At 65.8% G+C, this 8,152-nt stretch carries 7 protein-coding genes; 5 read left to right on the top strand and 2 right to left on the bottom strand.

Annotated elements, in window-relative coordinates:
* Positions 1-193: 193 nt before the first annotated feature.
* On the bottom strand, positions 194-1,405 hold the full coding sequence (locus tag HNR60_RS20675; RefSeq protein ID WP_184261597.1) for an Lpg1974 family pore-forming outer membrane protein: 1,212 nt from the start codon (positions 1,403-1,405) through the stop codon (positions 194-196).
* 413 nt (positions 1,406-1,818) lie between these two features.
* Here HNR60_RS20675 and HNR60_RS20670 point away from each other — a divergent pair, with 413 nt between their 5' ends.
* The 5 genes from HNR60_RS20670 (at position 1,819) to HNR60_RS20650 (ending at position 7,129) form a co-directional block, all read left to right on the top strand.
* Positions 1,819-2,796, top strand: a complete 978-nt coding sequence (locus HNR60_RS20670) for a CBS domain-containing protein (protein ID WP_246433040.1) — start codon at positions 1,819-1,821, stop codon at positions 2,794-2,796.
* Between the two features lie 217 nt (positions 2,797-3,013).
* Positions 3,014-4,276: a glucose-1-phosphate adenylyltransferase gene (gene glgC / locus HNR60_RS20665; RefSeq protein ID WP_184261595.1), complete on the top strand. Its 1,263-nt coding sequence runs from the start codon at positions 3,014-3,016 to the stop codon at positions 4,274-4,276.
* The gene (glgA, locus tag HNR60_RS20660) at positions 4,273-5,739 is read left to right on the top strand and encodes a glycogen synthase GlgA (protein ID WP_184261593.1); all 1,467 of its coding nucleotides are present in this window, start codon (positions 4,273-4,275) and stop codon (positions 5,737-5,739) included. The genes glgC and glgA overlap by 4 nt, the downstream gene beginning before the upstream one ends.
* 154 nt (positions 5,740-5,893) lie before the next feature.
* Complete coding sequence (locus HNR60_RS20655) at positions 5,894-6,451, top strand: HNH endonuclease (RefSeq protein ID WP_184261591.1); 558 nt, start codon at positions 5,894-5,896, stop codon at positions 6,449-6,451.
* Positions 6,452-6,505: 54 nt separating this feature from the next.
* Positions 6,506-7,129 (top strand): Uma2 family endonuclease, encoded by a 624-nt coding sequence (locus HNR60_RS20650; RefSeq protein WP_246433037.1) that lies wholly within the window; start codon positions 6,506-6,508, stop codon positions 7,127-7,129.
* A gap of 135 nt (positions 7,130-7,264) precedes the next feature.
* Here the strand turns inward: HNR60_RS20650 and HNR60_RS20645 are convergent, their stop codons facing one another.
* The gene (locus HNR60_RS20645; RefSeq protein ID WP_184261589.1) at positions 7,265-8,047 is read right to left on the bottom strand and encodes a sensor histidine kinase; all 783 of its coding nucleotides are present in this window, start codon (positions 8,045-8,047) and stop codon (positions 7,265-7,267) included.
* Positions 8,048-8,152: the final 105 nt, after the last annotated feature.

Genomic DNA, 8,152 nt, shown 5'->3' with positions numbered 1-8,152 from the left:
CATCGCCGCGCGCGTTGGCCGGTGGCCACCGGCCAACGCGCTAAGCCGCTTCCATCGCACATTTTGCTCAATGGGCAGATACAAGGGGGCGTCTCGTTACGTCGAGGCGCCCCCTCACCCGACCCGGCTTCGCTGCGCTCCGCCGGGTCGACCTCTCCCCGCAAGCGGGGAGAGGTGAAGGCAGCGCCCTCTGCTACTGGAACTGCCACTTCGCGGTCATGAACGGGCCGTGGGTGGTGAAGTTGCTGGTGAGATGCTGCGCGGTGGCGAGATAGACGCCGTTCGGCGGCAGCACCAGCGAGGTCGGCACCTGGGTCACGGCGTATTCGCCGACCGCGTCGAAATACACCGCGGCCTGATAGCCGACCTCGACCTTGAACAGGCCGTAGGCGGTCGGTGCGAAATTATAGGCGGTGGCGAGCCTCGCGTTGACGCTGGGGATCACCCGCGTCGCATTGGGCGACGCCAGATATTGCACGGTCGGCTGCGCCAGCACCGGCTTGACCGTGAGGTAGTCCACCCGGCTCTGCGTGGTGCCGATCAGCGCCGCGCCGGCGATTTCGCCGGAGAAGTCGAAGCTGCCGAGTGAGTACTGGCTCTTCACCCCGATCCGCGGGCCGGCGCCGGTGAATTTCGAATGGTTGGTGTAGGAGCTCGAAGCCTGGGCGTCGCGGCTTTCCGCCGTTCCGGTGAGGTCCTGGCCGATCCGGGCGAACTCGACGCCGCCGAACGCGCGCATCTGGAAGTCGCAGTCGACGCAGAACGTGTGCCCGACATCCATCTTCACCGAGTCGAATTCGCTCTGCAGCGAGCCGCGGCCGACCTTGTACAGCGCCGACTCCGGGCCGATCAGGTAGGGAGGCCCGACCATCTGGTCAGGCGTGCCTTCGAACGACGCATTGGTGGTGGCCTTGAGATGCGTCCATTGCACGGCGATGTCGTTGGCGCCGTTCATGTAGCGGGCGCCGAGGTCGAACGCCGCGGCGAAGTCGGGGGCCAGCGACTGATTGTTCCAATGCGGCGACACCACCGGCAAAGGATTGATCAGCGTGGCGTATTCCATATTGCCGGCGGCGGATTGCAGAAACAACAGCGAGCCGGAGATTTCGAACGCCTGCGGCGGCGCGGGGTGGATGATGGCAATCGGCGCCTTGTTGAACGGCTCGGCCGACTGCCGCGGCATCGCCGCCATCGTCGCGCCGCCTGTCGCCGGCGCGAGCGGCCTTGCGGTCTTGGTCGCCTCGAGCCGGTTGAGGCGGGCGCGCAGCCCGGCGTTTTCCTTCTCCAGGGCGTTGAGGCGGGCGGTGATTTGGTCTTCGGCCGTGGTGGCTTGGGCGATCTGCGGCAATGTGGACGCGGTCAGCGCCAGTCCGACCAGCAGCAAAGGCTTGGTGAAACGCATCATCGTCCGGGCTCCATGGCAGGCGAAGCGGCCGAATCAATCGGCACGCAATCCCTCGACCAGAGCACGCCACCGGCGAAAATCCGTATAAAATCGCTCATGGATTGTATTTGCACCTCGATCGCGACATCCTTGCATCACCAGGGGTCAACCAGGTCGTCGACGGCGGCCGCGGCGCGCAATGTCGCTGGCGCGCGCGGTGCGATTCTTGCCGCCGTCATCGGGGTGAGCAGAGAATCTTTACAACCGCCGATCATTTTGCCGCGAGCCAACGGCACCGAGCGTTGGAATCGATGCTGCACGGGCTAAATTCTCCGGTGCTCAAAAACGGGACATAGCGAATGACGTCTGGACTGGGACACGGCGCGGCCGCCGCGCCGGCGATCGTAAGATTGGCTGTGAAGGTGCGGGAGGTGATGTCCACCAAGGTGGTGACGGTGCAACCGGAGGAGAGCGCCCGCGCGGTGGCGCAGACCCTGCTGCGCCACGGCATCAGCGCGGTGCCGGTGGTCGACGGCAGCGGCCGGCCGATCGGCATCGTCAGCGAAGGCGACCTGATGCCGCGCAACGATGCCGACCGCCAGGCCGGCCGCGACTGGTGGCTGCGGATGTTGTCGCAGGGCCAGGAGCTGAGCTCGGACTATCTGGATTTCCTCAACTCCACCGAGCGCACCGCGCGCGAGGTGATGACCTCGCCGGTGGTGTCGGTCGGCGAGGACGCCGATCTCGCCGAGGTCGCCGAATTGCTGTCGACCAAACGCATCAAGCGGGTGCCGGTGCTGCGCGAGGGCGTGCTGGTCGGCATCGTCAGCCGCGCCGATCTGGTGCGGGCGTTCGCGCATCCGGTCGCGGCGCACGCGGCCGACCCGGTGTTCGACGACGGTTCGCGCTGGCCCGTAGCCTCGGAACGGCTGCAGGAAATCGGCCAGCACGCGGCGCCGCCAGCTCCCTCGCATCCGCCGGAGCTCGACACCGGGTTTTCCGCCAAGGCGTTTCATAATCTGGTCGCGCATTTCGAAGAGGAAGAGGACCGCCGCCGCCACGACGAAAAGCACCTCGCCGAGGAAAAGCATCACCGCCAGGCCGATCAGTTCCTGGCGCAGCATCTGACCGAGGAGGCCTGGAAGCGGATGCTGAGCGGCGCCCGCGCCACCGCGATGAAGGGCGAGCAGGAGCACCTGCTGCTGCGGTTTCCCTGCGAGGTGTGCAGCGATCACGGCCGCGCGGTGAACGCCCCGGATCCGAGCTGGCCGGAAACCCTGCGCGGCATGGCCGCCGAGGTGTTCCTGCGCTGGAAGACCGAGCTACGCGACCATGGGTTCTCGCTGCATGCCCGCGTGGTGGAATTCCCGGACGGCGTTCCCGGCGATATCGGCTTGTTCCTGGCCTGGTAGCCGCAGCGGCAATTGATTTGCGACATTTGGCCGCCGGCGGCTCGCCGGCGCCGCGGCGCGACCGCCGATCTGCGACTAATGCCTTTGCCAAATCGAAAAAAATTCGATTTGCGCTGTCCATTTGAATCCGAATTTCGCTAGACATGGGGCGGTGCAAGTGGCGCTCGGATTCGTCCGGTCTGCCGAGGAGGCCGCTTGAGCGCACAAGAGAGGCCTCATGAGTAACGGTGTTAATGCTCCGCTCGCCCGTCACGCGATGGCCTATGTGCTGGCCGGAGGCCGTGGCAGCCGATTGATGGAGCTGACCGATCGGCGCGCCAAGCCGGCGGTGTATTTCGGCGGCAAATCGCGGATCATCGATTTCGCATTGTCCAACGCGCTGAACTCCGGCATCCGCCGCATCGCAGTGGCGACCCAATACAAGGCGCACAGCCTGATCCGGCATCTGCAGCACGGCTGGAACTTCTTCCGCCCGGAACGCAACGAGAGCTTCGACATCCTGCCGGCGAGTCAGCGCGTTTCCGAGGAAATGTGGTATCTCGGCACAGCCGATGCGGTCTATCAGAACATCGACATCATCGAGAGCTACGACCCGCAATTCATCGTGCTGCTGGCGGGCGATCACATCTACAAGATGGACTACGAGCAGATGCTGCAGCAGCACGTCGAGCAGGGCGCCGACGTCACCGTCGGCTGCCTCGAAGTGTCGCGCAAAGAGGCCTCGGGTTTCGGCGTGATGGGGGTCGACGTCAATGACGTGATCCATTCCTTCGTCGAGAAGCCGGCCAATCCGCCGCCGATGCCCGGCAAGCCGGCGATGGCGCTCGCCAGCATGGGGATCTACGTCTTCGACACCAAATTCCTGTTCGAAGAGCTGCGCCGCGACGCCGCCGATCCGAATTCGTCGCACGATTTCGGCAAGGACATCATCCCCTACATCGTCAAGCACGGCAAAGCCGTGGCGCACCGCTTCGACCGCTCCTGCATCCGCTCGCACGCCGAAGCCGCCAGCTACTGGCGCGACGTCGGCACCGTCGACGCCTATTGGGCCGCCAATATCGACCTCTGCGACATCGTCCCCGAGCTCGATCTGTACGACCACAACTGGCCGATCTGGACCTATGGCGAGATCGTGCCGCCGGCGAAATTCGTCCACGACAAGATCGGCCGCCGCGGCGAGGCGATTTCCTCGCTGGTGTCCGGCGGCTGCATCATCTCCGGCTCGACCTTGCGACAGACACTGCTGTTCACCGGGGTACGGGTGCACTCCTACTCGACCATCGAGCAGGCGGTGATCCTGCCCTATGTCGACGTCGCCCGGTCCTGCCAGCTCACCAATGTGGTGATCGACCGCGGCGTGCGGATTCCCGAAGGCCTGGTGGTCGGCGAAGATCCCGAACTCGACGCCGCCCGGTTCCGGCGCACCGAGGCCGGCATCTGCCTGATCACCCAGCCGATGATAGACAGGCTCGAGGCATGACTCCGGTTACGGCGCTTTCGGTCGCGTCCGAAATCTATCCGCTGATCAAGACCGGCGGTCTCGCCGACGTCGCCGGCGCGTTGCCCTCGGCGCTGCTGCGCCACGGCATCACCATGCGCACGCTGGTGCCGGGCTATCCGGCGGTGATGGCGGGAATCGAATCCGCGCTGCCGGTGCATTCGTTTTCGATGCTGTTCGGCGGCCCGGCGCGGCTGTTGACCGCCCACAAGGGCAACCTCGAACTGTTGGTGCTCGACGCGCCGCATCTCTACAACCGGCCCGGCAGTCCCTATAGCGCGCCGGACGGCAAGGATTGGCCGGACAACGCCTATCGCTTCGCCGCCTTGGCGCGCACCGCCGCCGAGATCGGCCAGGGCCTGGTGCCGTCGTTCGTGCCGGACCTTGTCCACGCCCATGACTGGCAGGCCGGGCTCACCGCGGCGTACTTGCGCTACAGCGGCAAGCCATCGCCGGCGACCGTGTTCACCGTGCACAATCTCGCGTTCCAGGGCCAGTTTCCGCGCGAATTGCTGGCGACGCTGGGCTTGCCGCCCGGCGCGTTCAGCGTCGACGGCGTCGAGTATTACGGCAGCATCGGCTACATGAAGGCCGGGCTGCAATTGTCCGACCGCATCACCACGGTGTCGCCGGCCTATGCGCTGGAAATCCAGGGACCGGAAGCCGGCATGGGGCTCGACGGCCTGTTGCGGCAGCGCTCGGCGCAACTCACCGGCATCCTCAACGGCATCGACGAAGCGGTGTGGAATCCGGCCACCGACAAGCGGATCACCGCGACCTACGACCTCGCCACGCTGTCGGCGCGCGCCGCCAACACCCGCTCGGTGCGCGAATTGTTCGACCTCAGCCCCGATCCCGACCGGCTGCTGCTCGGCGTGATCAGCCGGCTGTCCTGGCAAAAAGGTCTCGACCTGTTGCTCGAGGCGCTGCCGGTGCTGCGCGCCGAGCGCATCCAGCTGGCGCTGCTCGGCGCCGGCGATCCAGATCTCGAGGCGCGGTTCAAGGCGGCGGCCGAGGCCTATCCCGGCGAGATCGGGGTGATGATCGGCTATGACGAGGATCTGGCGCATCTGATCCAGGCCGGCGCCGACGCGCTGTTGGTGCCGTCGCGGTTCGAGCCCTGCGGGCTCACGCAATTGTGCGCGCTGCGCTACGGCGCGGTGCCGGTGGTGGCGCGGGTCGGCGGGTTGTCGGATACCGTGGTCGACGCCAACGAGATGGCGATCGCCGCCGGTGTCGCGACCGGCGTGCAGTTCTCGCCGGTGACCGGCGACATGCTGTCGGCGGCGCTCGGCAAAACCCGCGCGCTGTTCGCCGACCGCGCCGCCTGGCAGGCGCTGCAGCGCAACGGCATGAGCGCCGACGTCTCCTGGCGCAACCCGGCGCAGCATTACGCGCAGCTCTACCGCAGCCTGCTGGCCTCGCGGCCCCGCAGCAACGCCTGAGGCCTCGCGCGCGGCCTCGCCGGCCGCAGGCGCTCCGATTGCACCCGGGTTCCGAAACCCGGCTGGCGTGCGATTGCCCTTCACAATGCCGTCACGCTGCTTGTAGTATGTGAACTCAAGCTGCTTCGCAGCAATTGGGGGCCAGGAGCGTTTCTTGAACGCACATGTCTCGCACGGCGGTTGGCCGGTCTTGGTGTTGAACGCCGACTTCCGGCCGCTCAGTTACTATCCGCTGTCTCTTTGGTCGTGGCAGGACGCGATCAAGGCGGTGTTCCTCGACCGCGTCAACATCGTCGAGCACTACGATCGCGCGGTGCACAGCCCGTCGTTCGAAATTCAGCTGCCGAGCGTGGTGTCGCTGAAATCCTTCGTCAAGCCGTCGACGCATCCGGCCTTCACCCGGTTCAACGTATTCCTGCGCGATCGCTTCAGCTGTCAGTATTGCGGCGCGCCGGAGGACCTCACCTTCGATCACATCATGCCGCGCTCCAAGGGCGGCCAGACCACCTGGGAGAACGTCGTCGCGGCCTGCTCGCCGTGCAATCTGCGCAAGGGCAACATGACGCCGCAGCAGGCGCGGATGTTCCCCAAGCAGGCGCCGTTCGCCCCCACGGTGCATCAGCTGCACCGCAACGGAAGGCTGTTTCCGCCGAACTACCTGCACGACAGCTGGCTGGATTATTTGTACTGGGACACCGAGCTCGATCCGTAGCGCGGCCTTGCCGGCTGCGGCTCATCTTCAGCCCCCCTCTCGCGGAGCCGCGGAATGGTGCCCATTGACGCTGTCATTGCTGACGATCGCGCCGGCCGGATGTCGGGAGCCGAATTTCGCGCCTTCCAGGACAAGCGGCCGGATCATGAGCGTTGGGAATTGCTCGGCGGCGTTGCCATGATGATGACGCCGCCGACGTTGGTGCACAATCAGATCGCCAGCAATCTGCAGCAGCTGCTCAACGATGCCTTGGAGCGCCATGATCCGTCGTTGCTCGCGGCGCAGCGGCCCGGACTGGAGCTTGCCAGCGGCGACTACAAGCCGGAGCCGGACGTCGCGGTGATCGACGCCGACTTCGACCTCGGCCAGCGATTTGTCGAGAAGGCGTACCTGCTGGCGGAGATCATCTCCGCATCCGACGACATTGCTGTGCCTGGCACGACGCATCGCTGGATCGACGTGAAGCGCGCGCTCTACCGCGCCCATCCATATTGCCAGGCTGTTTTGATCATCTCGCAGGACCGCGTGAAAGTCGACCTCGACCTCAAGACGGAGAGCGGCTGGGTTTCTTCGGTGTTGGAAGGCCCAAGCACCGAACTGTCGATTGCGACGCTGGGTCTGCGCAGCCTGGTCGGGGCGCTCTATGCCAGGACGCCGCTGGCGCCGCGTCGAACCTGATCGGCGCAAACGCAGCAAGTCTTGCCGCAAACTTAGCGTTTTCTTCATCCTTGCGCGGCGCCGAAAGGCTGTGCCCTGTTCGTTCCAGAAGAACAAACTGGCATCGTCGCGGCCCGCGCGGCGATCGGTGGGTGCTTATGCCGATGGCTGCGAGGTCAGCGCCTCGAGCGGCACCTCGATGACGTAGCCGAAGCCTTCCGGCGGGTAGCTCAACGTGACCTCGCCCCTGAGTTGCCGGCCGAGCGTTTCGATCAGCCGTGTGCCGAAGCTGCGGCGGGTCGGCGGCTGCACCGGCGGCCCGCCGCGCTCCGACCAGGTCAGATGCAGGCGCTGTCCGGCGTCGTCCAGCGCCCAGGCAATGTCGACATGGCCGGCGGGCATCGACAGCGCGCCGAACTTGGTGGTGTTGGTGCACAATTCGTTGAGCGTCATCGCGATGGCGATCACCGCGGCGGAATTCATCCGGATGTCGGGGCCGTCGATGGAGAACTTCGGCGCATCGCGATTGTCGAACGCTTCGGTGGCGCCGCGGACCACCTTGCCGAGGTCGGCGCTGGTCCATTGCGCCTGCAGCAACAGATCGTGGGCGCGGCCGAGCGCCAACAGCCGGCCTTCGATCGCCTGCTGGGCATGTTCCGTGCTGGCGGCGTTGCGCAGGCTCTGCGAGGCGATCGCGCTCACGGTGGCCAGGGTGTTCTTGATGCGGTGGTGCAACTCTTCCAGAATCAGCTTCTGCAGCTTTTGGCCGGCTTCGCGCTGCTTGGCCTCGATGCCGGCCTGCGCCAACAATTGCTGGGCATCGATTTCGGCCTGCGCCAACAGCAGCCGCAGGCTGACATTCTCGGCCTCGAGAATATCCTGTGGCTGAGCCGGCGGGCCCTGATCGCGCGCTTCGGCACGAAGTTCGGTTTGAAACATCGTGAACGCTACCACGCTCGGTCCGGTCCCGCTCACATCTTTTACGTGACGAAACGCTGCCGCCGCCGCCAATTCGCCTGAATCGATCGCTCGTCGAAACGCCGC

Source organism: Rhodopseudomonas rhenobacensis (assembly GCF_014203125.1).
Classification (GTDB): Bacteria; Pseudomonadota; Alphaproteobacteria; order Rhizobiales; family Xanthobacteraceae; genus Rhodopseudomonas_A; species Rhodopseudomonas_A rhenobacensis.
The sequence above is the reverse complement of the archived record's forward strand: the minus strand, read 5'-3'. Positions and strand labels throughout refer to the sequence as shown.